Source organism: Nocardioides caeni, assembly GCF_004912195.1.
In the GTDB taxonomy this organism is placed as follows: domain Bacteria; phylum Actinomycetota; class Actinomycetes; order Propionibacteriales; family Nocardioidaceae; genus Nocardioides; species Nocardioides caeni.
This window is the reverse complement of sequence record NZ_STGW01000014.1, coordinates 37987-62775: the sequence shown is the minus strand read 5'-3', so window position 1 is coordinate 62775 and position 24789 is coordinate 37987. Positions and strand designations below refer to the sequence as shown.

Below are 24789 nucleotides of genomic sequence, written 5' to 3'. Positions count from 1 at the left end.
GTCGTACGACGTAGGTTCGGAACCACTCACCTACGAAGACGAGAAGGACTGATCGAGATGCCGCGTTTCATGGGATTCGTTCGGATGGAAGAGGGACAGGGCAACCCGCCGCAGGCGCTGTTCGACGCGATGGACACCTACATCGGCGAGCAGGCGCAGCAGGGCCACTTCCTCGACGGCGGCGGACTCTTCGGGCTCGAGGACGCCGTGAACTTCGTCGTCCGCAAGGGCGAGGTCACGCGCGTGGACGGCCCCTACGCCGAGGCGAAGGAGGCCGTCGGTGGCTGGGCCCTCCTGCAGTACGACACCCTGGAGGAGGCCATCGCGGGCCAGCAGGACTTCGCCGACCTGCACGCGAAGCACTGGCCCGAGTGCTCGATGGTGGCCACCCTGCGCCAGGTGCCCGACGAGGAGCCTGCCTCCGCCTGACCACGAAGTCTGGTGGTTTCTCACCCGAAGTACGGCGCTTTCTCGCGCGACGTACGGCGGTTTCTCGCCGTCGGGTGAGAAACCTCCACGCCTCGGGTGAGAAACCCGCGCACCTCGGGTGAGAAACCCACGCACCTCGGGTGAGAAACCAGCGCACCTCGTGCCTAGGCTGGCGCCCATGCCGGAGGTGCCGACCACGACCACCACCACCGACACCGTGACCGCCGTCTGGCGCGAGGAGTCGGCGCGGCTGGTCGGGGCACTGACCCGGATGACGCGCGACGTCGACATGGCCGAGGATCTCGCGCAGGACGCCCTGGTGGCCGCGCTGGAGGCGTGGCCGGCCAGCGGCGTACCCGACAATCCCGCGGCGTGGTTGATGACGACCGCCAAGCGGCGGGCCGTCGACACGTTCCGGCGGGCCGACACGCTGCGCCGCAAGACCGCCGAGCTGGAGCATGCAGCCGGGGAGGTGAGTGCGATGCCGGACCTGGACGACCAGATCGACCACATCGAGGACGACGTCCTGCGGCTCGTCCTCCTCTGCTGCCATCCGGCGCTCACGCCCGAGTCGCGCGCGGCGCTCACCCTGCGGCTGGTCGGCGGCCTGACCACCGTCGAGATCGCCCGCGGGTTCCTGGTCCCCGACGCGACGATGGGCCAGCGCATCTCGCGTGCCAAGAAGACGCTCGCCCGTGCTGGCGCGGACTTCGAGCTGCCGACCGGGCAGGAGCGGATCGACCGGCTCGACGACGTGATGGCGGTCGTCTACCTGATCTTCAACGAGGGGTACGCCGCCACGGCCGGCGAGGACTGGACGCGTCCCGACCTGGCCCACGAGGCGATCCGGCTGGCCCGGCTGGTGGCCGAGGTGGCGCCCGAGGAGCCCGAGGTCCACGGCCTGCAGGCGCTGCTGGAGCTGCAGGCCTCCCGCTTCCCCGCGCGCAGCGATCGTGACGGCAGGGCCGTGCTGCTCGACGACCAGGACCGCAGTCTCTGGGACGAGCTGCTGATCCGGCGTGGGCTCGCGGCCCTGGCACGCGCCGAGGCATTGGCCGGACGGGGTGTCCCCATCGGTCGCTACGTCCTGCAGGCCGCGATCGCCGCCGTCCATGCCCGGGCGCAGACGGCCGAGGCGACGGACTGGCCGCGCATCGCCCGGCTCTATGACGTGCTGGCCGACGCGGCGCCCGGTCCGGTCGTCGAGGTCAACCGCGCCGTCGCCCACGGCCGGGCCCACGGACCGGCAGCCGGGCTGGCGGTGCTGGATGCCGTACCTGCCGACGCACTGGGCGACTCCCCGCTCGTCCCGAGCGTCCGGGGCGACCTGCTCACCCGCGCGGGCGAGCACGCCGCGGCGGCGCTGTCGTTCGACGAGGCCGCGTCACGCACCCGCAACGCCGACGAGCGTCTGCTCCTCGAGCGCCGCGCCGCGGAGTGCCGGCGCCACGGGTGAGAGCACCCAATTGACGAGGCCGGCGACCATCACGACGCTCGCCGCTCCCAGGGGTACGACGAGCGCCGCTCCCGTCCCGAGCCGATCGGCGAGCTGCCCGGTCACCGCCGAGGCGGTGGCCTGGCCAACGATGACCGCCGAGCCGAGCATCGTCATCACGGTGGCGGAGCGACCGACCGGGCTGCGCAGCGCGCCCAGGCTGTATTGCGTGACCATCGTCGGGCCGACACCGATGCCGATCACCAGCAGCAGGACGCAGAGCCCCGTCACGGACTCGACGAACGGCAGGACCGCCGTACCGGCGACGAGGACGCCGGCGAACGTCAGCCAGCGGGCGCGCAGCGAGAAGGCAGCCGGGAAGAGGGCGACGCCCAGCGCGAAGACGGCCGAGCCGATGCCCATGACGCCGTAGACCAGGCCCGCTCCCTCGGCGTTGCCGCGGTCGTCCATGAAGGCGGTGAGCGAGGTCAGCATCGAACCGAAGAACAGGCCGACACCGAGGATGCCGGCGATCACGACCAGCAGGGCGGGCCGCGCGAGCTCGGCCGCCCGCGCGATCTCGACCTCGCCCCCACGGGCCGCGCGCGTGACCTGGGCCGTGGGGTGCAGCGCGAAGGCGGTGACGAAGACGAGGGTGACGACCGCGGCCCCGGCGACCGGCGCCCACGGGTCGAGGGCGGTGCCGAGGATGCCGACGAGGAACGGTCCGATGATGAAGACCATCTCGTCGGCGGCCGACTCGTAGGCCATCGTGGTGTCGAACGTGCGCTCGCGCCGCGCGGGAGCCAGCCGGGAGGCGATGAGCTGCACCAAGCGGCTGCGCGACATCGGGGCGATCTGCGGAGCGGAGGCACCGACGACGAAGGCGACGGCGAGCACGGCTGCGCCGGGCAGCGGGCTGTAGACGACCCACGCCATCGCGCCGAGGGCCGTCGTCGAGGCGATGCCGGCGACCAGCAGGACCGGCCGCTGACCGAACCTGTCGGCAGCGGCGCCCAGGAGCGGGCCGAAGCAGGCGGCGCCCAGGCCCACCATCGCGGAGCTGAGGCCACCGAAGGCGAGGGAGTCGCGACCGGCGACGACGAGCGTGAGCACGCCGACGACCATCATCGCGTAGGGGAGCCGCGCCACGAGGGCGATCGGGAAGTACGTCGGGCCGGTCGCGCGAAGCAGCGACGGGGAGTGAGCGCTCATGTCCTCGAGGTCCGTTGCGGTCAGGTGCCGCCTTGGACCGCCGGTCGAGCCGGCGCGAGGTAGATACACGAGTGGATCTGTTGACCCCATGGTACGCCCGGGTGTCGAGCGCGAGGGAATCCGGGACGCCGGTGGTGCACTAGGGTCCGAGCATGAGCACGCAGCCGACGTACGACCAGCTCGTCACCCTGCCCGCCTACGCCGTGCAGCCGGTCCCCAGCGCCTTCGAGGACAGCAACGGCTTCCTCAACGTGCGTCACTACCTCGGCATCGGCAGCGAGGGGCTCGACGAGTCGCTCCACCAGATCGGCATCCCGTTCAACTGGCCGATGCTCAGCGGCCATGCGTGCCTGTCGGCCGAGCACCACGTGACCTACCTGCACGAGCTGAGGACCGGCGACGAGATGTCGGTGCGGGTGCGGATCCTCGGACGCTCCGAGCGGGCCGCGCACGCGATCGTCTACGTCCTCGACGACACCAACCAGCGGGTCGCCTGCGTGTTCGAGGAGATCTTCCTGTGCGTGCGGATCGCCGACCGCAAGACCGCGCCGTGGCCGTCCGACATCGCCTCCGGGCTCGACCGGCTGGTCGCCGAGCACGCCGCGATCGGCTGGGAGCCCGCGGTGTCCGGGAGCCTCGCGCTGCGCTGAGCGATGCCGCTCGATGACACTCGATGACCTCGGCGACGCCGTCGCCCTGGCTGCCCCGCCGCGCCGGATCGTCTCGCTCGTTCCGTCGATCACCGAGGCGTTGGCCACCGACGTCCCGGAGCGGCTGGTGGGCGCGACCGACTGGTGCACCCACCCGACTGACCTCGCCGTGACCCGGGTGCGCGGCACGAAGAACCCCGACCTGGCGGCCATCCGCGCGCTCTTCCCCGATCTGGTGGTGGCCAACAAGGAGGAGAACCGGGCGCTCGACGTACGACGGCTGCGGGAGTCGGGCATCCCCGTCTGGGTGACCGACATCGAGACCGTCGGCGACGCCCTCGACTCCCTGCAACGGCTCTATGCCGACGCCCTCGCGGCCGCCGTGCCGACCTGGCTGGCGGAGGCGAGGACCCGGTGGGACGCGCCGGCCCCGGCTCCCCGCGGTCGCGTCGCGGTGCCGATCTGGCGGGACCCCTGGATGGCAGTCGGAGCGCGGACCTATGCCGGCGACCTGCTCGGCCGACTGGGCTGGACCAATGCGTTCGCCGGCGGCGACGACCGCTATCCCCACGTCGAGCTGGCCGACCTCGACCGTGCCGACATCGACCTGGTGCTGCTGCCCGACGAGCCCTACGTCTTCACGACCGACGACGGCCCGGAGGCCTTCGCGCGGGTCCCGACGCAGCTGGTGTCGGGCCGGTTGCTCACCTGGTACGGGCCGGCGATGGTCGAGGCCCACGACGTGCTGGCCGCCCTCGGCGCCTGACCGTTCGCGCTGGTGGGGACCTGAGCGGTTCCGGCCGTGAGCACGCTCACAGGCGCAGACACCCTCCCGTAACCGCGACGCCGAGTTGCGGAAACCTCACGGGATCACAGTGAACGCATGAACAAGACGACCACTGCTGAGACCCAGACCGCGGGACGTCACCTCGAGTCCGTTGCGACCGACCCGGTCGCGGACCAGATGGCCCGCCGTGCCGCCCTGCGCAGCCGCCACGCCCAGGGACTGACCAGACTCATGGAGCAGCGCACCGACCTGCGCGGCGTCCACGACCTCGCCGACTTCGTCGACGACGCCATCCGCTGGACGGCCTAACGCCTCCGGCGTGCCGTCCCGAACATCCCGCGGGCGATCTCGGCGGCGGCGGTGCGCATGAACTGCTTGAACGCCGAGGACTTCACGACGTCCTTGACGATCTCGCCGGCGCCACCGCCGTCGTCCTTCTTCCGCTTCAAGCTGCCCTGCGGGATCGACCGCGGACCGTCGCCGGCCTTCGCGTCGCCGGCGGCCGCGGACTCGGCCGCCTCCGCCTTCGCGCCCTCCTCGAGCTTCTTGGCGAGGATCTCGTGCGCGGACTCGCGGTCGACGACCGCGCCGTAGGTCGCCATCCGCGGGCTCGCCTTGACCGTCGCCTCCATCGACTCCTTCGTGCTGGGCGCCATCAGCGACTCCGGCGCACGCAGACGGGTCCACGCAACCGGCGTGGGCGCGCCCTTCTCGCCCATCACGGTCACGATCGCCTCACCGATCCCGAGCGTGGTGAGCACCTCGCCGAGGTCGTCGTACGCGCTGTGCGGATAGGTGTTGACGGTCGCCTTGAGCGCCTTGGCGTCGTTGGGCGTGTGGGCCCGCAGCTGGTGCTGGACCCGGGAGCCGAGCTGGGCCAGCACCTCGTCCGGTACGTCGGTGGGTGACTGCGTCACGAAGAAGACGCCGACGCCCTTGGACCGGATCAGCCGCACCGTCTGGGCGATCTGCTCCAGGAACGGCTTGGATGCGTCCCTGAAGAGCAGGTGCGCCTCGTCGAAGAAGAACACCAGATTGGGCTGGTCGATGTCGCCGACCTCGGGGAGGTCGTGGAAGAGGTCGGCCAGCAGCCACATCAGGAAGGTCGAGAAGACGGCTGGGCGGTCCTGCAGGTCCGGCAGCTCGACGAGGCTGATCAGCCCGCGGCCGTCCGGCACCTGCTGGAGCAGGTCGGCGGAGTCGAACTCGGGCTCGCCGAAGAACGCCTCGGCGCCCTGGTCGGCGAAGGCGATGAGCTCACGCAGGATGACGCCGGCGGTCGCGGACGACAGGCCGCCGAGGGCCTTCAGCTCGGGCTTCCCCTCGTCGCTGGTCAGGTGCTGCACGACAGCGCGCAGGTCGGCCAGGTCGAGCAGCGGCAGCCCCTGCTTGTCGGCGTAGTGGAACACCAGGCCGAGGCTGGACTCCTGGGTGTCGTTGAGTCCGAGGACGCGGCTGAGCAGGATCGGGCCGAAAGCGGCGATGGTGACCCGGATCGGGATGCCGATCCCCTGACCGCCCAGGGCGTAGTACTCGACCGGGAAGGCGGTCGCCTCCCACTTCTGGCCGACGGACTCCGTGCGGGCGAGCAGCTTCTCGCCTGCCTCGCCGGCAGTGGCGAGTCCGGACAGGTCGCCCTTGATGTCGGCGGCGAACACCGGCACGCCGGCGGCGCTGAGCTGCTCGGCGAGCAGCTGCAGGGTCTTGGTCTTGCCGGTGCCGGTGGCGCCGGCGACGAGCCCGTGCCGGTTGAGCATCGCCAACGGGATCCGGATGGCGCTGCCGGTGAGGGCGTCGGGGCCGGTCATCAGGCCGCCGAGCTCGAGCGCGGGGCCCTCGAAGGCATAGCCGGGAGCGACCGCGGCCTCGATCGGGTCGGCTGCCGGTGCGGCGTTCTCGGGCGCGGGCGTCGGCTCCTGGGTCATGGCACCACACCCTAGGGCGTGGCGCGGCAGCGCCCGTAGACTCCGAACTCGTGATCTTCAAGCGCGGGGGGGTCGGGCGTCCCTATCCCGACCACGGGCTCACCTCCCGGGGGGGGGCGGCCGTGCCGCCACGCCAGGTGCGGCTCGACGACCTCGTCACCACGAAGGACACCCTGCAGCTGTCGTCGCTCCTCGACGAGGACTCGACCTTCTACGGCGACCTCTTCGCCCACGTCGTGCTGTGGCGCGACGAGTACTACCTCGAGGACGGGCTGCACCGGGCCCTCCGGGCCGCGCTCCAGCAGCGAGGGGTGCTGCACGCCCGGGTGATCAGGATGGAAGGCTAGTGGTCATGGACCTCGACCTGAAGGCAGGCAATCGCTCGGCGATGACGCTGGTGATCCTGGCCGTGGTCTTCCTGGCCAGCATCACGTGGGCGTGGTCGAGTGTCACGGAGCCGTTCCCCGAGCGGGCCGAGGCCGCGCCCTGCACCGACACGCTGATCCGCGCCGGCGAGGAGGTGACGCCCCCGCAGGTGATGGTCACCGTGCTCAACGCCGGCGGCGGCAACGGGCTCGCGGGCGACACGATGGACCGCCTCGTCGGCGCCGGCTTCGGCGAGGGCGACATCGGCAACGCGCCGGCCGACACCGGGACCGTGGCGGCGCAGGTGTGGTCGAGCGACCCCGGCGATCCCGCGGCGATCCTGCTGGCGTCGTACCTCGGCGAGGACGTGGAGATCGTCGACCAGCCGTCCGGCTACCCGGGCGTCACGATCGTCGTCGGCCAGCAGTTCGGGCGCGTCACCAAGGGCCGCGCGGCGGTCACGGCACAGAGCGACAGCTATGTCTGCACGCCGCCGCTCAGCACCAGCCCCGACGACGTGGAGTGATCTGGAGCGGTCAGGACCGCTGCGGCGGCTCGTCACCGAGCCACTGGGCCAGCCGGCCTCCGGAGCTGACCTGCCGCAGCCGCTGCTCCGTGGCCTCACGCAGCTTGCGCGGCGTCACGACGATGAGGTCGTCGCCGTGCCTCAGGACCGTACGGCGCTCCGGCACCAGCGTCCGCCCGTCGCGGACGACCATCGACACGCTCGCCCCCACCGGCAGGCGCAGCTCGCCGACCTCGACGCCGTGCAGCCGCGAGGAGGAGCTGATGGTGATCTGGAGCAGGTCGGCCGCTACCCGGTCCAGCGGCGCTGCCTCGACCTCGATGCTGCGCGGCTCGGAACGGCGCGCGACCCGCAGCGCCTTCGCCATCCACGGCAGGGTCGGACCGGTCACGCACGTGTAGACGACGACCAGGACGAAGACGATGTCGAAGAGCTTCTCGGCTCCGTCGACCTCGTCGGCCAGCGGGATCGTGGCGAAGACGATCGGCACCGCCCCGCGAAGTCCGGCCCAGGACAGGAAGGCGAGCTCACGCCACGGTCGCCACCCGACGACGGCGCTCACGACGATCGACAGCGGCCGGGCCACGAAGGTGAGGATCAGACCGGCGAGGACGGCGGTGACGATCGTGTGCCAGGTGATCCGGTCGGGCGAGAGGAGCAGTCCGAGCATCACGAAGAGCCCGATCTGCGCGATCCAGGCGAGCCCCTCGATGAAGGATCGGGTCGCGACCCGGTGCGGGAGGTCGGTGTTGCCGAGCACCAGCGCGGCGACGTAGACCGCGGCGAAGCCGCTGGCGTGCAGGGCCGGTCCGGCGCCGTAGGCGAGGAGCGCCAGACAGGTGACCGCGATCGGGTAGAGCCCGGACGACGGCAGGGCCGCGCGGCGCATCAGCCAGGCGCCGCCGAAGCCGACCGCCAGGCCCAGGGCGACGCCGGCCGCGAGCTCGTAGACGACGATCCCGGCGATGACGGCGGGGTGGTGGTCGGCGACGGCGCCGCTGGAGACGAGGGTCACGAGGACGACGGTCGGGGCGTCGTTGAGGCCCGACTCGGACTCGAGGACGCCGGTGATCCGCTTCGGCAGTGGCACGGCGCGCAGCACCGAGAAGACGGCAGCGGCGTCGGTCGCCGAGGTGATCGCGCCCAGCAGCACGGCCAGCTCCCAGGAGAGCCCGAGGAGGTAGTGCGCACCGCAGGCGACGACACCGACGGAGACGACCATGCCGATGGTGGCCAGCGAGGCACCCAGGCGCATCGACGGCTTCACCTCGCGCCAGTTCGTCGTCAGCCCTCCCTCGGCGAGGATGATCGCGAGCGCGCCGAAGCCGATGGCGTGGGCGACCTGCGCGTCGTCGAAGCGGATCCCGCCGACGGACTCGCCGAGCAGCACTCCGATCAGCAGGTAGATCAGGAGGCTCGGCATCCCGACGCCCGACGACAGCCGCACCGCGAGCACCGCCATCAGGAGGACCGCGGAGCCCACCAGGACGAAGGTGTCGAGCTGGTGGACGTCGAAGGACAAAGGTCACTCGGCTTTCGTCGGGTGGCGGGTACGTAGTCTATCGGTAGAACATGTTCTAAATTGTCCCTCGTGACGACCACCAGCAGCAACATCCCGGCCGGCCTCGCCATTCCCGCCGTCCTCCCGACCACCGCCCTCGACGCCGACGGCGAGTCCTTCGACGTCGTCGTCGTCGGCTTCGGCATCGCCGGCGGGTGCGCCGCCCTGGAGGCCGCCCGCGCGGGCGCCCGGGTGCTCCTGTTGGAGAAGGCCGCCGTGCATGGCGGCACGTCCTCGATGTCGGGCGGGCACTTCTACCTCGGCGGCGGTACGGCGGTCCAGCAGGCCACCGGCCACGACGACTCCGTCGAGGCGATGATCGGCTACCTGATGGCGTCCACGAAGGACCCCGACAAGGAGAAGATCACCGCCTACTGCGAGAGCTCCGTCGAGCACTTCGACTGGCTGGAGGACCTCGGCTTCGAGTTCGAGCGCAGCTACTTCCCCGGCAAGGCGGTCATCCAGCCCGGCACCGAGGGCCTGATGTTCACGGGCAACGAGAAGGTGTGGCCGTTCCGCCAGGACGTCGCGCCGGCGCCGCGCGGCCACAAGGTCCCCGTCCCCGGCGACACCGAGGGCACCCGGATCGTGATGGACCTGCTGCGCACCAAGATCGAGGAGGCCGGGGTCGAGGTCCGCTACGAGACCGGTGCGACCAACCTCGTCACCAGCGACGGCACCGCCACGGGCGACGTCGTCGGGATCGCGTGGAAGTCGTTCGAGAAGACCGGAACCGTCCGGGCCGGCGCGGTGATCATCGCCGCGGGCGGCTTCGTCATGAACGCCGACATGGTGGCCCGCTACACCCCCGCACTGGGCTCCAAGCTCTTCACCCTCGGGTCGACGTACGACGACGGACTGGGCATCCGCCTCGGGGAGTCGGTCGGCGCGGCATTGGAGAACATGGACGAGCCGTTCATCACCGCGCCTTTCTACCCGCCGTCCTCGCGGGTCAAGGGGATCATCGTCAACAAGGACGGCAAGCGCTTCGTCCCGGAGGACAGCTACCCCGCGCGGACGTCGTACCACGTGCTGCAGCAGCCCGACCAGGTCGCCTACCTGATCGTCGACAGCGCCCACCTCGGCGAGGACCACATGCCGCTGGTGCCACTCAAGGACGGCTTCGAGACGCTCGAGGAGATGGAGGCCGGCCTCGGCATGCCCGAGGGCGTGCTGGTCGAGACGGTCAACCGCTACAACGAGCACGCCGCCCGGGGCGAGGACCCCGACCTCCACAAGCACCCCGACTGGCTGGCCCCGCAGGTCGAGGGGCCGTGGGCCGTGCTCGACCTGTCCCTCGGTGTGGCGCTCTATGCCGGCTTCACCATCGGCGGCATGGCCACCACCGTCGACGGGCAGGTGCGCCGTGAGGACGGCACGGTCGTGGCCGGCCTCTATGCCGCCGGAGCCTGCGCCTCCAACATCGCCCAGGACGGCAACGGCTACTGCTCGGGCACCCAGCTCGGTGAGGGCTCGTTCTTCGGCCGGCGTGCGGGCAAGGCCGCCGCCGCGCTGCGCGCGGGCTGACGTCCCGTCACCCCGTTGGTCGAGGAGGCCGGCCACGGCCGTCTCGAGACCGCTGTGCCTGCTGGGCGGACTGTGGCTTTCTGGGTGGGCCGGTGCCTGCGGCGCCTCCCGGGCCGACCCCCGGCCGCGCAGAGCGGGGACCCCGCCCTCGGCCACCGTCGTGCGGGGTTGACTGTTGCTTCCAGCCGAGGGCACCCCGATGCGCCGGCGGGGGTCGTCCCGTCCGGTCGCCACCGGCACCGGTCCACCTGGTCGTCGAGGAGCCCGTCCCGCTCCGTTGGTCGAGGAGGCCGGCCACGGCCGTCTCGAGACCTCCGCAGCCTCTACGCCGGACCGGGCCAGGACCGGCACCACGGCCAGACGTCTCGAGACGCTTGCTGCGCAAGCTCCTCGACGGACGGTGTCACAGACTCCCGTCGAGGCGGTCCAGCGCGGTCTCGATCTCGCCGCTGGTGCCGGCGAAGCTGAACCGCAGGAAGTGGTCGCCCTCGCGGGTGTCGAAGTCGATGCCCGTGGCGACCGCGACACCGGTGCGGGCGAGCAGCGATCGTGCGTAGGCCATCGAGTCGTCCGTGAGGTGGGCGACGTCGGCGTAGACGTAGAACGCACCGTCGGCCGGCGCGAGCCGGTCGATCCCGAGCCGACGCAGTCCGTCGAGCAGCAGCCCCCGGTTGTGGGCGTAGCGGGCGACGTGGGCGTCGAGCTCGGCGTAGGAGGCGTCGTCGAACGCCGCGACGGCCGCGTGCTGGGCGAGGACCGGCGGACAGATGCTGAAGTTGCCGGTCAGCACGTCGACGGGCCGGCGCAGCCGGGACGGGGCGAGCATCCATCCGAGCCGCCAGCCGGTCATCGAGAAGTACTTCGAGAACGAGCCGAAGACCACCGCCTCCCGGGAGGTCTCCCACGCGCACGCGGCGCGGGAGACGTCGTACTGGATGCCGTGGTAGATCTCGTCCGAGACCAGCTGGACACCGTGCTCCTCGCACCACCGCGCGATCGCAGCCAGCTCCTCGGGCAGCAGCATGGTGCCGGTGGGGTTGGCCGGGCTCGCGACGATCAGCCCGTCGATCGGCGAGGCGGCGTGCAGGTCGTCGAGCTGCTCAACCGTCGGCTGGAAGCGGGTGTCAGGTCCCGTGGCGATCTCCACGACCTCGCAGCCGAGCGCGGAGAGGACGTTGCGGTAGCAGGGATAGCCCGGCCGGGCGATCGCCACGCGAGCGCCGGCATCGAACGCGGCGAGGAAGGCCAGCAGGAAGCCGCCGCTGGAGCCGGTCGTCAGCACGACCTCGTCGGGATCGACGCCGATGCCGTAGCTGCGCCGGTAGTGCCCGGCGACCGCCGTCCGCAGCTCCTCGATGCCCGTCGCCGTCGTGTAGCCCAGCGGCGCTCCACTGGTGAGCAGTCGGACCGCCTCGGCGCTGACCGGTGCCGGCGCGCCCGTGCTCGGCTGGCCGGCGACCAGGTTGACGAGGTCGCCGTGGGTCCGCTGCCGCTCCGCCGCCCCGGCCAGCAGGTCCATCACGTGGAACGGCGGGACATCGGCACGCTGGGCGGCCACGAGACGGTCGATCACGTGTCTCAGTTGCCCTGGATGTCCGCCGGGCAGCCGGCGGGCGGCGTGCTGTTGTAGGCACACGCGTCCCAGCTCGGCAGCGGCGGCAGCTCCTCGGGCAGTGGCGGGCGCAGCCGCTCGTCGTCGAGGGCGGCGATCAGCGTGTCGAGATCGAGCACGGACGCGCCCGCCATGAAGTCGTCGGCGTCCTGTCCGGCGGTCTGGTTGTCGACGTTCTCGCTGATCGTGATCTCGGGGATGCCCGCCGCCGCGTCGCCGGGGACGACGATGTCGCGGTAGTAGGTGGCAACGCCCTCCCGCTCGCCCTCATCGCGGATCACGAGGGCGTCGAGACCACCCTCGGAGGTCACCTCGTCGCAGTAGGTGAACGTGGCGCAGTCCCACTCGTAGGTCGAGTCGCGGGCGAGGTAGCGCACGAAGACATAGAAGCGCTGGTCGCCCTCGACGCGGCGCGCATACCACTCGGTCGCGCCGTCGAGCTCGGACTGGCTCAGCCGACGGGTCTCGCCGTTGACCAGGTTGCTGGTCTCGGTGCTCCAGCTGGACGCATAGCTGTTGTCAGGGGTCGACGAGCTGGGGAAGAGCTCGGCCGCCAGCTCCTCGATGCCGGCCAGGCTCTGCAGCGGGTCGCGGGGCGTCTCGGTCTCCGACGGCGACGCGCTGGAGCTCTTGGAGGTCGTCGGCGCCGGGTCGTCGTCGCCGCCGGTGAAGGCGATGACGGCAGCGACGGCGCCGCCGATCACGACGAGCACGGCCAGGACCGTCCCGACGATCAGACCGGTGTTGCGCCGCTGGTGCGTCGGCGGGTTCGGCGTACCGCCGGACCAGGGGGCGTGGGGAGCGCCCTGCCCGTAGCCGCCATAGGTCCCCCCGGAGGGCTGGGAGGCGAACGGCTGGACCCCCGGCTGGGACGGGTACGGCGCCGGGGGCGCCTGGTGGGCGGGCGAGACGTGGGGAGCGGGCGTGGGCGGGGTCGCCGGTGGCTGCGTCGGTCCCCACTGCTGGGCCGGTGAGGAGGGCAGCGGCGGCGCGGGCGGGGAGACCACGGGACCCCCGGGCGGCGGCGCGGCCGGGACGCCGCCGCTGGCGGAGCCCAGGCCCGTGGAGGTGACCCGGCGGGCGACGACCTCGCCCTCGGGCACGACGCCGAGCGCGAAGCCGAGAGCCGCGACGGCCCAGCGGGCGTTGCGGGACTCGCCGGTGCCCCGGTCCCGGGCGAGGAGGTCGCCCTGGGTGTCCACGACGATCGCCGGCAGGGCCCCGTTGGCGAGCTGGTCGCGAGCCCGGTCGAGGGCTCCGAGGCGGACCGCGTCGACGAGCAGGTTCAGCTCGCCGGAGGTGGCGGCGCGCTCGTCCAGGAAGTCGTCGAGTGCGGCACGGAAGGTGTGGGGGTCGCCGATGACGTCGGCGCCGACCTGGTCGACGAGCTCGCGCAGCTGGCGGTGGAGGTCGCTGCCTCCCGCCCCGGGATGGGGGGTCTGGGACATCCGTGCGCCTCCGGCGTTCGTGTCGATCCGCCCGGTGGTGACGCCGGGCGCGCCCACCCTCGGGGCGCAGCGTCGATCATTCCACCTCCGCCGCCACCCCGACGGCCGATCCCAGCGCCACGTCCGCAGCGCGATCCCTCGGAAACGCTCGTCGGCTGGGGTTTTGCGGGCATCCGCACGGGGAAGGGCGGTCGCATGTACGGCGACAGCGAACTCGTCCGGCGTCGGGCCGCCGCGCTGCGCGACCAGGGCGCGGACGTCCGGGCCCTCGCCGACGAGCTGGTCGCCCGGCTCGACGACCTGGGCTGGTCGGGACGGACCGCCGATGCCTTCCGCGGCCGGGTACTGGACCGCTCACGACATCTGCGCGTGGCTGCCGACCGGCACCAGACGGCGGCCGATGCGCTCGCTGCCCATGCCGTCGGGGCGGACCGGGCGCTCGAGGAGATCGCGACGCGGGAGCGGCGAGCGAACGGGCTCGTCGAGGCGGCGAGATCCCGACGTGCTGCGAGTGACGCGGGGAGCGGGTCCGTCGAGCCCGGCGACGCCGAGCTGTTGTCGTTCACCCCGCCGCCGCGCGGTCACCGCGACTGGCTGGCCGTGGAGCTGCCCGGGCTGGACCGCTGAGACCGGCCACCGGAGATGAGCAGTGAGGGGCGGACGTGCCGACCATCGACCTGACCGGGACCGATCTCCGGGACCCACGGGCCACCGGGGGCTCTGGCGACTCGCCGCGACGCCTGGGCCTCACCCTTCCGGAGCTGCGAGCCGCGGCGGCACTCGCCGGCGATGCGCCACTGCCTTTCGACGTCGCGGACCCGGTCGTCGCCGACGGCCTGCAGGCTCGCCTCGGCTCGAGTCCGGCAACGACCGACGACCAGGCCTACCGGGCCGTCCTGGCCGCGCTGCACGATCCGGCGGGCTCGCTCGAGCGGCGCGGGCTGGTGATCGAGGGCGGGCTCGACCCGGGTCTCGCCGGCGCCCTGGGCCTGCTCGCGACTCCCCGGATCGCGCTCGACCTGGACGTCCGGATCGTCGACGCGCAGGCGCGTTCGTGGCACCGGTCCCGCGACGGCGCCGCTGCCGCGCTGTCGACAGCCGACGGCATCGTGTTCGAGATCGCGTGGTTCGCCACCTCGGCCTGGGCGGACGAGCTGGCACGGGTCGGAGCGCTGCCGGACGGGATCGTCTGCCACCCCTCCGGCGTGCCACCGCTGGTCGACCTGCCGTTCGAGCTGGCCGACGCCGCCGCTGAGGCTGTCCAGACCGGCCGGACCGACCTGCTTCCCGCGCTGGCTGCGCGCCACACCGGCGCCGTACGCCGCGACGGGCGTCCGTTGTCCGACCAGGAGGTGGTCCGGCTCCTGGTGGCGCTGTCGGGCGAGGCACGCGGCCGACTGCGTGCCCTGGTCGCCGATGTCGCGGCCGACGGAGCCGGCCCAGCCGCCGGAACCCGCGTGGACGCGGTGGGGGTGGTGTCGTGGACCCTGCTGGCCGACGGATGGCATGCGCTGAGCCCGCACCGCGTCGACGGCGAGTCCCACCTCCAGGTGGCCGCCGTCGAGCCGGGCGATCTCGCCGCGGCCATCGCTCCCGCCCTCGCGCCGCTCGTCGGACCGGGGCTGCTGGGGCCACCGACGGAGCGGCCTCGATGAGCGGCCGTCGTGACGATGGCGGCGACGGGGCCGTGGTCCTGCGGCTGGCCGCCGCGGAGGGCCGGGCCGTCGCCATCGATGCGGTGGACGCCGCCGACCTGGCCGACCGGCACGACCAGATGTTGCGCCTGGCCGAGGCCTTCGAGGAGTCGGGGGCGCAGCTGCGGGAGTGGGCGGCGCTGGCCCGGGAGGTGGTGGTCCACCCCGACGTCAGCAGCACCGCTCCCCTGTCGCCGGCGACCTGGGCACGCGCCGAGGAGGAGGTCCGGGCGTTGACGACCGGGCCGCAGGGACTGCTGGACCGCTCGATCGAGCTCGCGGCCGACGCCGTCGTGCTCCGGGCGACCGTGGAGACCTATCGCTGGATCGACGACCTGCAGGCGACCGCCCATCGGACCCTCGGTTCGATCTCCGAGCGCGCCGAGGGCTACGTCGCACCGCACGTCAGTCTCGGCGGCGCCCTGGTCGCAGCCGGTCTGATCGAGACCGACGCGCTCGAGCGTGACGATGTCGCCACCTATCTCCACGAGCTCGCTGCCGAGATCCCCGAGCTGATGGACCACGTCGCGACCGGCGGTGGGCTCGTCGACAGCCTGCAGGTGCGCGGGCTGCTGACCGTCGGCCTGCTCGGCGGCGAGACCGGCCGGTCAGCCGGCACGGGCGGGCTGCGTGCCGCGGGGATCGCGCCGTTCGACGGCGGGTGGGGCTCGGCCCTGCGCGACGTCGCGCTCGACCTCGACACGACCATCACCCGTCGGTCCCCGACCGGTCCGGACGAGCCGTCCCGCGACAGGCCGTCCGCCACGGCCGCGCCCGACGGTCTGGCCGCCCTGCTGGCGCTGCAGCTCGACGACGCCGCCGACCCGGTGCGCACGGTGCAGGTGGGAGCCGGACGCCTGCTGGCGCTGGTCGGGCGCGCGGCGCCGGCCGGGCGATCACGACGCGCCGGTCGCCTGCAGCTGGTGTCGGGCGATCACTCCGCGCCAGCAGAGCTCGTCGCCGCCACCGTCGCAGCCGCAGCCCGAGCACTGGGCCAGGAGGGCGGCGAGGGCGGGGAGGGCGAGGTCCGCGTCCTGCTCGTCGGCCACGGCACCGGTGGCGCGACAGCCATCGAGGCGGCGGCCCACCTCGCCGACGACGACCGGGTCGTGGTCGACCACGTCGTCACGGCCAACGCGCGGGCCACCCACCTCGCGGCAGCGCACGGCGCTGCACCCGTCCTGTCGCTGGAGGACCACAGCGACCCGGTCGCGCTGCTCGGGTCACTGCTCAGCGCCTCCGACGAGCACCGCCTGACCGTCGTCTACGACGCCTCGGCGGCACCCGACCTGCCGCCGCCGGTCGCGGGCGGCACGGCCGCCGACCGCTCCAGCCACCCGGCCCTGCTCGCGCTGCTCGGGCACTGGCGAGCTCTCGGCTTCCTGCGCGCGCACTGAGCCCACCGTCGAGCGACGCACGTCACATCGCGCCGGGCGGCAGGCGTGGCACGACGTACCTCACGAAGGGCTCCGTCCCGACGACGGGGGAAATGCTTGACAAAACCGGGGGCAATGTATGCAACATGGTGTTGCGCTAACTGACCTCAGGCACCGATTTCGACGATGAGAACGGAACCAGACGATGACTTCGACGACCGACCACCGCACCGACCTCACCAGCAGCAATGAGGAGCTCGACTACGAGCAGACCCTGCGGCTGCTCTCCGAGGCGTCGGTCGAGCAGCACTTCGACGCCTTCGTCGACATCGACTGGGACAACCCCGACTACGCGATCCGGCTGGACGACCCGCGGTGGGTCCTGCCGTCGGTCGACGTGCTCGGCAGGACCGAGTGGTACCGCTCGCTGCCGCTCGAGGAGCAGATCCGGATCGGGATCTACCGCCAGGCGAACATCTGCAAGGTCGGCCTGCAGTTCGAGCAGATCCTCATCGGCGGCCTGATGGCCTATGCCGCCACCCTCAGGAACGGCAATCCGGAGTTCCGCTACGTCACCCACGAGGCGACCGAGGAGTGCCACCACACCCAGATGTTCCAGGAGTTCGTCAACCGCTCCGGCGCCGACGCGGCCGGCGGCTCCCGCTTCTTCCGCGGCATCGGCCCGATCCTGCCGCTCGCCGCCAAGATCGTCCCCTTCGGCTTCTTCTACGGCGTGCTGGCCGGCGAGGAGCCGATCGACCACGTGCAGAAGTCGATCCTGCGGGCCGGCGACGAGATGCACCCGCTCATCCAGCGGATCATGCAGATCCACGTCGCCGAGGAGGCCCGTCACATCGGCTTCGCGCACCGCTACATCGAGCACACCGCGCCGAAGCTCGGACGGTTCGAGCGCAGCCTGCTCTCGGTCGCCGTACCCGTGATCCTCAAGTGGCTCTGCAACGAGATCCTCGTGCCGACCAAGCAGATGCAGCGGGACCTCGACATCCCCCGAGAGGTCATTGACGAGCTCTTCTGGGGAGCCCCGGAGTCGAAGAAGTTCCTCCGCGACCTGTTCGGCGACGTGCGGATGCTCACCGAGAACGCCGGTCTGATGAACCCGGTCTCACGCCGCATCTGGCGCGCGATGGGCATCGACGGCCGCGCCTCCCGCTTCCGCAGCGAGCCCAGCTCCGCGGCCGCCTGACCCGCCTGACCCGCCTGACTCGGCTGAATCGCCGAGCCTGATCCCCCTGGAACAGCCATGCCCTACGTCGTCACGCAGTCCTGCTGCGCCGATGCCTCGTGCGTCGTCGCCTGCCCGGTCAACTGCATCCACCCGGCCCCCGGCGAGCCCGGCTTCGCCGAGGCCGAGATGGTCCACATCGACCCGGCCTCGTGCGTCGGCTGCGGGGCCTGCGTCACCGCGTGCCCGGTGGGGGCGATCGTGCCCGACCGTCTGCTGAGCCCGTCGCAGGCACCGTTCCAGGCCCTCAACGCCGACTACTACGCGACCTTCCCGCACGCCGACCGGCGCCCCGTCGCGGTCGTCCCGCCGCAGCGCCGGTTGCTCGGCAGCGGACCGTTCCGCGTCGCCGTCGTCGGCGCCGGACCGGCCGGCCTCTACACCGCCGACGAGCTGCTCAAGCACCCCGAGGTCGAGGCCGTCGACGTCTTCGACCGGCTCCGGACGCCCCACGGCCTGGTGCGCCACGGCGTCGCGCCCGACCACGCCTCGACCAAGCTCGTCACCACCCTCTTCGCGGCCATCGAGGACGACGAGCGCTTCCGCTACTTCCTCGACGTCGAGGTCGGCGGCGACGGCGCCGACGGTACCGACGGCCTCACGCTGGCCGACCTGCGCGCCCACTACGACGCAGTCGTCTATGCCGTCGGCGCCGCCCAAGACCGCCCCCTCGGCGTCCCGGGCGAGGACCTCGTCGGCTCCGTGCCCGCGAGCGCGGTGGTCGGCTGGTACAACGGACACCCGGACCACCGCGACCTCGAGGTGCCGCTGGACTCCGAGCGCGCCGTCGTCGTCGGCAACGGCAACGTCGCCCTCGACGTCGCCCGCATCCTGACCCGCCCCCACGACGTGCTGGCGGCCACCGACCTCGCCCCCGCACCGCTGGAGCAGCTGCGGGACAGCAACGTCCGCGAGGTCGTCGTCCTCGGCCGGCGCGGACCCGCCGAGGCGGCCTTCACCGTCCCCGAGCTCATCGGCCTGGCCGCGCTCACCGACGTCGACGTCATCGTCGACGCCGACCCCGCCCTGTTGACGGGCGACGACCAGCGCTCCCAGCTGCTGCGCGACATCGCCGAGCGGCCGGTCGACCCGGCCAGCACCCGCCGCCGCATCGTCCTCACCTTCACCACCTCCCCCGTCGAGATCCTCGGCGAGGACGGCCACGTCACCGGTGTCCGCGTCGTGCGCAACCGCCTGGTGACCGACCCCGACGGCACGGTGCGCGCGGAGGCCGGTGACGAGTCGACCGTCCTCGAGGCCGGCCTGGTCATCCGCTCGGTCGGCTTCCGCGCCGAGCCCGTGCGCGACCTGCCCTTCGACGCAGCGACCGGCACGGTGCCCAACCACCAGGGTCGTGTCGAGCCGGGCGTCTATGTCGTCGGCTGGATCAAGCGCGGTCCGTCGGGCTTCATCGGCACCAACAAGTCCTGCGCGCAGGAGACCGTCACGACGCTGCTCGACGACCTCGACGGCGGGCTCCCCCAGCCGACCGGCACCGACGCCGCGATCAGCGACCTCATCCGCACCAGGCACCCCCACGTCGCCGGGCTCGCCGACTGGCGCCTGCTCGACGCCACCGAGCGGGCGGCCGGCAACGCCGCCGGCCGGGTCCGCGTCAAGATCACCGATCCGACCGCGCAACGGGCCGCGACCCCACCGAACCGACCGACCACCCACGGCGGCCGCTCCGTCCGACGGATCATGTCCCGTCGTACGGTGTCCTGACGGCACAGGTCGTGAAGATCGCAGGAGGTGTCATGGCGGGCTCCAGCCGTGACGGGACGACGGACGGACGCAAACGTCGCTGGCAGCAGCACAACGCCGAGCGGCGGGCGGCCGTGATCGACGCCGCCCTCACGGTGCTGTCGAGGGAGAGCGAGCCCGGCGCCGACATCAGCGTCCAGCAGATCGCGGACGAGTCCGGCGTCCACCGGACGGTGCTCTATCGCTACTTCGAGGACCGCACGGACCTCGACCTCGCCATCCAGCGCGAGATCTGCCGCCGGGCCGGAGACGTGCTGCTCTCGACGACCACGCTCGAGGGCACGGTCAAGGAGATCATCCACCGGGTCATCGGCTCCTACGTGACCTGGGGCAGCGACAACATCGCGCTCCTGCGCTTCGCCGAGAAACAGGTCAACGGCACCACCGAACGGCCGCTCGACGACGCGATCGGACAGTTCGCCGAGCAGGTCGAGCTCCTCATCGGCGGCATCATCGCCCTGCTCGACGTCGAGATCACCGACAACGACCAGGACGCCCTCGCACCGTGGGTGTTCCTGCTCGTGGGCGGTGTGATGGCCGCCGTCCGGAGCTGGACCTCCCGTGACGAGCTCCGGCCCGACACGTCCACCTTCATCGATCTGCTCGCGGAGGTCACCTGGCTGCAGATCGACGGCCTCGTCACCAGCCGCAACATCGTGCTGCCCGACCTGCCGATCGAGCAGCTCCTCACCTTCACCGACGCCAAGGAATCCTGATCATGAGCACCCCAGACCACGTCGACGTCCTCATCATCGGAGCCGGCCTCTCCGGCATCGATGCCGCCTATCACGTCGGCCGGTCCGGCAAGTCCTACGCCGTCCTGGAGATGCGCGACTCCCTCGGCGGCACCTGGGACCTCTTCCGCTATCCGGGGATCCGGTCCGACTCCGACATGCACACCCTCGGCTTCAGCTGGAAGCCGTGGAAGGGAACGAAGGCCATCGTCGACGGCCCCGACATCCTCGGCTACCTCAAGGATGCGGCCGCCGAGAACGGCATCGACGAGCACATCCGCTATCACCACAAGGTGCTGAACGCCGACTTCTCCACCGACGACGCCCGCTGGACGGTGACCGTCGAGCGCACCGACACCGGCGAGACCGCCCAGCTCACCTCGAGCTTCCTGTTCGCCGCGTCCGGCTACTACCGCTATGACGAGGGCTTCACCCCCGCGTTCCCCGGCATCGAGGACTACGAGGGCCAGGTCGTCCACCCGCAGCACTGGCCCGAGGACCTCGACTACGAGGGCAAGCGGATCGTCGTGATCGGCTCCGGCGCCACCGCGGTGACGCTGATCCCCGCCCTCGCCAACTCCGGCGCCGGGCACGTCACGATGCTGCAGCGCACGCCGACCTACATCATCAGCCAGCCGACCAACGACAAGGTGTCGGCGCAGATGTATCGCCTCCTGCCCGACGCCGTCGCGCAGCGCCTCGTCCGCACCCGCTACCTCACCAGCCGGATCGCGTTCTACGAGTTCTGCCAGGCACGGCCCAAGGAGTCGCGCGCCCTGCTGCGCAAGCTGCTCGAGCGCCAGCTGCCGAAGGACGTCGACTTCGACCAGCACTTCAAGCCGCCCTACGACCCGTGGGACCAGCGGCTGTGCGCCGTCCCCGGCGGCGACCTCTTCAAGGCCCTGCGCCAGCACACCGTCGACATCGTCACGGACCGCATCGACCGGTTCACCCCCAAGGGCATCCTGCTCGAGTCCGGCGAGACGCTCGAGGCCGACATCGTCATCACCGCGACCGGCCTCAACCTGCAGATCTTCGGCGGCGCGTCGCTGGCCGTCGACGGCGAGGTCGTCGAGCCGTCGTCGACGATGGCCTACAAGGGCCTGATGTTGAGCGGCATCCCGAACTTCGCGTTCATCATCGGCTACACCAACGCGTCGTGGACGTTGAAGGCCGACCTGGTCTGCGAGTACGTCGCCAAGCTGCTCACCCACATGGACAAGGTCGGTGCCCGCACCGTCGTCCCCCGCCGCGACCCGTCCGTGGCGGAGGAGCCCTTCCTCGACTTCGAGGCCGGCTACGTCATGCGCTCCATCAACGCGCTGCCCAAGCAGGGCGCGACCTTCCCGTGGCGGCTGAAGATGAACTACTTCAAGGACGTGCTCGTCTTCCGCAAGCCGGTGGTGGACGAGACGCTGGAGTTCAGCGCCTGAGCTCGCGGGAGTTTCACCGGCCGGCCGGCGAAACTCATTTCGCCCTCACCAAGCGAGGTCGTGAACAAACTCGCTCAGCTGAGTCAGGTTGCGGCACTCGATCATCGGGACGATGTCGGCGTACGTCGGGGCCGCGGAGTCGCCCGTGCCCCAGTTGCGCTGGTGCTCGGGGTTGAGCCAGAAGGACCGCTTCACCGAGCCGGCGAGCTGGCGCAGGGCGTCCTCGTGCAGGTCGCTGTAGTTGGAGCGGGCGTCACCGAGGATCAGCAGTGTGGTCTTCGGTGTGAGCGCGTCGGCGAAGTTCTCGTTGAACTTGGCGAAGGCCCGGCCGTAGTTGGTGCGCCCCCACAGGGCGGCGTGGCTGGCGGACGCGGCGAGGTCGGCCATCACGTCGGCCGGGTCGGCGCCGGGACGGAAGTGGTCGGTCACCTCATGGACGTGGTCGATGAACGTGAAGGCGCGCATCGACTGGAACACCTCGCGCAGCGCGAACACGAACAGCAGGGTGAACTGGGAGAAGTTGGCGACCGAGCCGCTGATGTCGGTGAGGACGACGAGGTCGGTGCGGTGCGGCCGCTTGGGTCGGTGGTGCGTGGTGATCGGGACGCCACCGGTGGCGATGGAGGCACGCACCGTGCGCCGGAAGTCGAGCGGCGCGGTGCGGGCGTGGCGTGAGTGCTGCTCCTTGGCGAGCCGCGTCGCGAGCCGCCGGGCGAGGGGGAAGATCTCCTTGCGCATCTCGTCGAGGTCGACGCGACGGGCCGACATGAAGGCGAGCTTGTCGATGCTGGGGCGGATCGCGACGTCGGCGATGTGCTCGGGCCCCTTCTCCTCCGCGATGCGGCGCCGTGCGTCGTCCTCGACCGTGGCGGCGAAGGCCCCGATCCGGCGGTTGGCCTGCCGCCGGGCATCGTCCTCGTCGGCGCCGGCGGCCATCAGGGCCTGCATGATCTGGTCCACCAGCTCCTGGGGCGAGACCCGCTGGAGCGCCGTGTACGCCGACCAGGACGACAGTCCCGGGCCGCGACCCGGCATGGAGCCGAACCGGCCGACCATCTCCGCCGCCATCCGACGCATCTCCGCGGGGTCGAGCTGGGCTGCCTCCAGGACCTCGCCGAGCCGTTCGCGGAAGTCGAGCAGCGCGGTGGCGTTGTCGCGGACCGCACCCTGGTCGCCCTCGGCGTCGGGCGCGCCCTCCCGGGCCACGCCGTCGCCGACCATCGCGGGGAAGTAGACGTCGAAGAGCGCGTCGAAGGTGACCCGCTGCGCCTGCTTCTTGACCATCGTGGCGGCGAAGGCGTCACGCACGGTCTCACGGTCGTCCCAGCGGACCGCGCCGAGGGCGAGGAGTGCGTCGAGATCCTCGGCCAGGGAGACCGACAGTCCGGCGCCGCGCAGGGCCTCCACGAACGCCAGGTGGCGGTCGAGGAGACCTGACTGGTCGCGGCGTTCACGGGTCGGCTCGGTGCTCACGGTCGTCTCCGTCTGCCTCAGGCTCGGTTGAGCTTGAGCTCCTTGACGGCCCGCTCGTGGTCGGACTTGTGCTTGAGCACGGCGCTGAGCGTGTCGCGGATGGCGGTGCTGTCGAGGTCGCGGATCTCGAGCGCGATGAGGGTGCGCGCCCAGTCGACCGACTCCGCGATCGACGGCGCCTTCTTGAGCTCGAGCTCGCGCAGCCGCGCGACGGTGGCCACGACCTGCTCGGCGATCCGGTCGTCGAGGTCGGGCACCTGCTGCTGCAGGATCTCGTGCTCGCGCGCGGCGTCGGGATAGTCGAGGTGGAGGTAGAGGCAGCGTCGCTTGACGGCCTCGGAGAGCTCACGGCTGGCGTTGGACGTCAGGACGACGAACGGGCGGCGGGTGGCGGTGACCGTGCCGAGCTCCGGGATCGTGACCTGGAAGTCGCTGAGCACCTCGAGGAGCAGGCCCTCGACCTCGATGTCGGTCTTGTCGACCTCGTCGATCAGCAGCACCGTCGGCTCCTCGCGCCGGATGGCGGTGAGCAGCGGACGGGTCAGCAGGAACTCGTCGGAGAAGATGTCGTCGTGGGTGGCGTCCCAGTCGACGCCGCCGCCCTCGGGGCCACCGCCGGCGTTGGCAGCCTGGATGCGCAGCAGCTGCTTCTTGTAGTTCCACTCATAGAGCGCCCGCGCCTCGTCGAGACCCTCGTAGCACTGCAGCCGCACGAGGTCGGCACCCGTGGCCCGGGCGACCGCCTTGGCCAGCTCGGTCTTGCCCACGCCGGCGGGGCCCTCGAGCAGCAGCGGCTTCTCCAGCGCTCCGGCGAGGTACGCCGTGGTGGCGGTCGCCGCGTCGGCGAGATAGCCGGACTCGCCCAGCCGGGCGGCGGCGTCGGCCGGGGATGCGAACCAGGTCGGCGGGGTGCTCATGGCCCCATCCTGCCGCGCGAGCCGCGGCCCGGCGTACCCGGCTCGGTGAGAGGGACCGTGACGGGGGCGGCGGCAGGCACGGCCGCTGGTCACCGTGACGCCGCTCACACAGGGAGTTCTCAGCCGCGGACTCGTAGCCCCGGCGGGTCCAGGTCGTTGAGACCCACAGCAGGGGAACGGCAGACCGTCGGCCCCGCTGAGCTCCGATCACCAGTCGGAAAGGGGGATTCGATGTCGTACGAGCGCGCGATCCCCCCGTGGCTCCAGGCCACCGTCCGGTCGATCAAGGTCGGCACGACCGTCGGAGCGCTGACGCTGCTGGCCGGCTTCGGGGCGCTCAACATGCTCGCCGAGCCACAGCCCGCTCCGTCGGACCGGCTCGACATGTCCTCGGGCCCGCTCGACGAGATGATGCAGCAGAACCGCTGCTCCTTCACCGGGTTCGACCGCTCGATCATCCCCAGCAAGGCGATCGTCCGCACCCCCGAGGGGGCGACCGAGGTGGTCTCCTTCGACCGGGGCTGGGCCGTGTTCAGCGGCGAGGTCGCCGGTCAGCTCGTTGCGGTCTGCCTGGGCCCGGAGGCTGAGCACGCCGAGGTCGACCTCGGCCAGGACGGCCTCGAGGCCGTGCCTGCCGCCCAGGACTGACGAGACCCTCGGTCGGCGCCCGCCGC

The 24789-nt window shown here is 71.8% G+C and carries 23 protein-coding genes; 16 read left to right on the top strand and 7 right to left on the bottom strand.

What is annotated here, in order from left to right:
- Positions 1-84: 84 nt before the first annotated feature.
- The gene (locus tag E9934_RS16450; RefSeq protein ID WP_238695016.1) at positions 85-429 is read left to right on the top strand and encodes a YciI family protein; all 345 of its coding nucleotides are present in this window, start codon (positions 85-87) and stop codon (positions 427-429) included.
- A gap of 178 nt (positions 430-607) precedes the next feature.
- A complete protein-coding gene (locus tag E9934_RS16445; RefSeq protein WP_136563988.1) occupies positions 608-1885 on the top strand; it encodes an RNA polymerase sigma factor in 1278 nt (425 codons plus the stop codon).
- Here the strand turns inward: E9934_RS16445 and E9934_RS16440 are convergent.
- Entirely contained in the window at positions 1814-3079 is a 1266-nt protein-coding gene (locus tag E9934_RS16440; protein WP_136563987.1) for an MFS transporter, read from the bottom strand. The two genes, E9934_RS16445 and E9934_RS16440, sit on opposite strands and share 72 nt — an antisense overlap.
- A gap of 152 nt (positions 3080-3231) precedes the next feature.
- On the opposite strand from E9934_RS16440, the gene E9934_RS16435 reads away from it, so the two are divergent.
- The 3 genes from E9934_RS16435 to E9934_RS16425 all read left to right on the top strand — a co-directional run bounded on the left by E9934_RS16435 (position 3232) and on the right by E9934_RS16425 (position 4825).
- Positions 3232-3729 carry a thioesterase family protein gene (locus tag E9934_RS16435; protein WP_136563986.1) on the top strand — a complete coding sequence of 166 codons (498 nt, stop codon included), beginning with the start codon at positions 3232-3234 and terminating at the stop codon, positions 3727-3729.
- Between the two features lie 13 nt (positions 3730-3742).
- Positions 3743-4495, top strand: coding sequence for a helical backbone metal receptor (locus E9934_RS16430; protein WP_136563985.1), 753 nt, complete (start codon positions 3743-3745; stop codon positions 4493-4495).
- 117 nt (positions 4496-4612) lie between these two features.
- Positions 4613-4825 carry a hypothetical protein gene (locus tag E9934_RS16425; RefSeq protein ID WP_136563984.1) on the top strand — a complete coding sequence of 71 codons (213 nt, stop codon included), beginning with the start codon at positions 4613-4615 and terminating at the stop codon, positions 4823-4825.
- Here E9934_RS16425 and E9934_RS16420 read toward each other — a convergent pair.
- A complete protein-coding gene (locus E9934_RS16420) occupies positions 4822-6441 on the bottom strand; it encodes a helicase HerA-like domain-containing protein (RefSeq protein WP_136563983.1) in 1620 nt (539 codons plus the stop codon). The two genes, E9934_RS16425 and E9934_RS16420, sit on opposite strands and share 4 nt — an antisense overlap.
- A gap of 50 nt (positions 6442-6491) precedes the next feature.
- Here E9934_RS16420 and E9934_RS16415 point away from each other — a divergent pair, with 50 nt between their 5' ends.
- Both E9934_RS16415 and E9934_RS16410 read left to right on the top strand, forming a co-directional pair.
- Positions 6492-6788, top strand: coding sequence for a type II toxin-antitoxin system VapB family antitoxin (locus E9934_RS16415; RefSeq protein WP_136563982.1), 297 nt, complete (start codon positions 6492-6494; stop codon positions 6786-6788).
- Between the two features lie 5 nt (positions 6789-6793).
- Complete coding sequence (locus E9934_RS16410; RefSeq protein ID WP_136563981.1) at positions 6794-7333, top strand: LytR C-terminal domain-containing protein; 540 nt, start codon at positions 6794-6796, stop codon at positions 7331-7333.
- A gap of 10 nt (positions 7334-7343) precedes the next feature.
- Here the strand turns inward: E9934_RS16410 and E9934_RS16405 are convergent, their stop codons facing one another.
- Positions 7344-8855, bottom strand: a complete 1512-nt coding sequence (locus E9934_RS16405) for a potassium/proton antiporter (RefSeq protein WP_136563980.1) — start codon at positions 8853-8855, stop codon at positions 7344-7346.
- 69 nt (positions 8856-8924) lie between these two features.
- On the opposite strand from E9934_RS16405, the gene E9934_RS16400 reads away from it, so the two are divergent.
- Positions 8925-10421, top strand: coding sequence for an FAD-binding protein (locus E9934_RS16400; protein ID WP_238695015.1), 1497 nt, complete (start codon positions 8925-8927; stop codon positions 10419-10421).
- Between the two features lie 403 nt (positions 10422-10824).
- On the opposite strand, the gene E9934_RS16395 is transcribed toward E9934_RS16400, so the two are convergent.
- Together E9934_RS16395 and E9934_RS16390 are read right to left on the bottom strand one after the other, a co-directional pair.
- Positions 10825-11994, bottom strand: coding sequence for an aminotransferase class I/II-fold pyridoxal phosphate-dependent enzyme (locus tag E9934_RS16395; protein ID WP_238695014.1), 1170 nt, complete (start codon positions 11992-11994; stop codon positions 10825-10827).
- Positions 11995-11999: 5 nt separating this feature from the next.
- Positions 12000-13481 carry a hypothetical protein gene (locus E9934_RS16390; RefSeq protein WP_136563979.1) on the bottom strand — a complete coding sequence of 494 codons (1482 nt, stop codon included), beginning with the start codon at positions 13479-13481 and terminating at the stop codon, positions 12000-12002.
- Between the two features lie 195 nt (positions 13482-13676).
- Between E9934_RS16390 and E9934_RS16385 the strand changes: the two genes are divergently transcribed.
- From E9934_RS16385 to E9934_RS16355, 7 genes are all read left to right on the top strand, one after another.
- Positions 13677-14108: a hypothetical protein gene (locus E9934_RS16385; protein WP_136563978.1), complete on the top strand. Its 432-nt coding sequence runs from the start codon at positions 13677-13679 to the stop codon at positions 14106-14108.
- A gap of 35 nt (positions 14109-14143) precedes the next feature.
- A complete protein-coding gene (locus E9934_RS16380) occupies positions 14144-15136 on the top strand; it encodes a hypothetical protein (RefSeq protein WP_136563977.1) in 993 nt (330 codons plus the stop codon).
- Positions 15133-16572: a hypothetical protein gene (locus E9934_RS16375; protein WP_136563976.1), complete on the top strand. Its 1440-nt coding sequence runs from the start codon at positions 15133-15135 to the stop codon at positions 16570-16572. The genes E9934_RS16380 and E9934_RS16375 overlap by 4 nt, the downstream gene beginning before the upstream one ends.
- A gap of 184 nt (positions 16573-16756) precedes the next feature.
- On the top strand, positions 16757-17755 hold the full coding sequence (locus tag E9934_RS16370) for an AurF N-oxygenase family protein (RefSeq protein WP_136563975.1): 999 nt from the start codon (positions 16757-16759) through the stop codon (positions 17753-17755).
- Positions 17756-17812: 57 nt separating this feature from the next.
- Positions 17813-19519 carry an FAD-dependent oxidoreductase gene (locus E9934_RS16365; protein WP_136563974.1) on the top strand — a complete coding sequence of 569 codons (1707 nt, stop codon included), beginning with the start codon at positions 17813-17815 and terminating at the stop codon, positions 19517-19519.
- A gap of 32 nt (positions 19520-19551) precedes the next feature.
- On the top strand, positions 19552-20274 hold the full coding sequence (locus E9934_RS16360; protein ID WP_136563973.1) for a TetR/AcrR family transcriptional regulator: 723 nt from the start codon (positions 19552-19554) through the stop codon (positions 20272-20274).
- A 2-nt stretch (positions 20275-20276) separates the two neighbouring features.
- Positions 20277-21725, top strand: coding sequence for a flavin-containing monooxygenase (locus E9934_RS16355; RefSeq protein WP_136563972.1), 1449 nt, complete (start codon positions 20277-20279; stop codon positions 21723-21725).
- A gap of 45 nt (positions 21726-21770) precedes the next feature.
- Here E9934_RS16355 and E9934_RS16350 read toward each other — a convergent pair whose 3' ends face one another.
- Both E9934_RS16350 and E9934_RS16345 read right to left on the bottom strand, forming a co-directional pair.
- On the bottom strand, positions 21771-23198 hold the full coding sequence (locus tag E9934_RS16350) for a VWA domain-containing protein (RefSeq protein ID WP_136563971.1): 1428 nt from the start codon (positions 23196-23198) through the stop codon (positions 21771-21773).
- Between the two features lie 17 nt (positions 23199-23215).
- On the bottom strand, positions 23216-24115 hold the full coding sequence (locus tag E9934_RS16345; protein WP_136563970.1) for an AAA family ATPase: 900 nt from the start codon (positions 24113-24115) through the stop codon (positions 23216-23218).
- A 231-nt stretch (positions 24116-24346) separates the two neighbouring features.
- On the opposite strand from E9934_RS16345, the gene E9934_RS16340 reads away from it, so the two are divergent.
- Positions 24347-24763 carry a hypothetical protein gene (locus E9934_RS16340; RefSeq protein ID WP_136563969.1) on the top strand — a complete coding sequence of 139 codons (417 nt, stop codon included), beginning with the start codon at positions 24347-24349 and terminating at the stop codon, positions 24761-24763.
- The last annotated feature ends 26 nt before the right edge of the window (positions 24764-24789 follow it).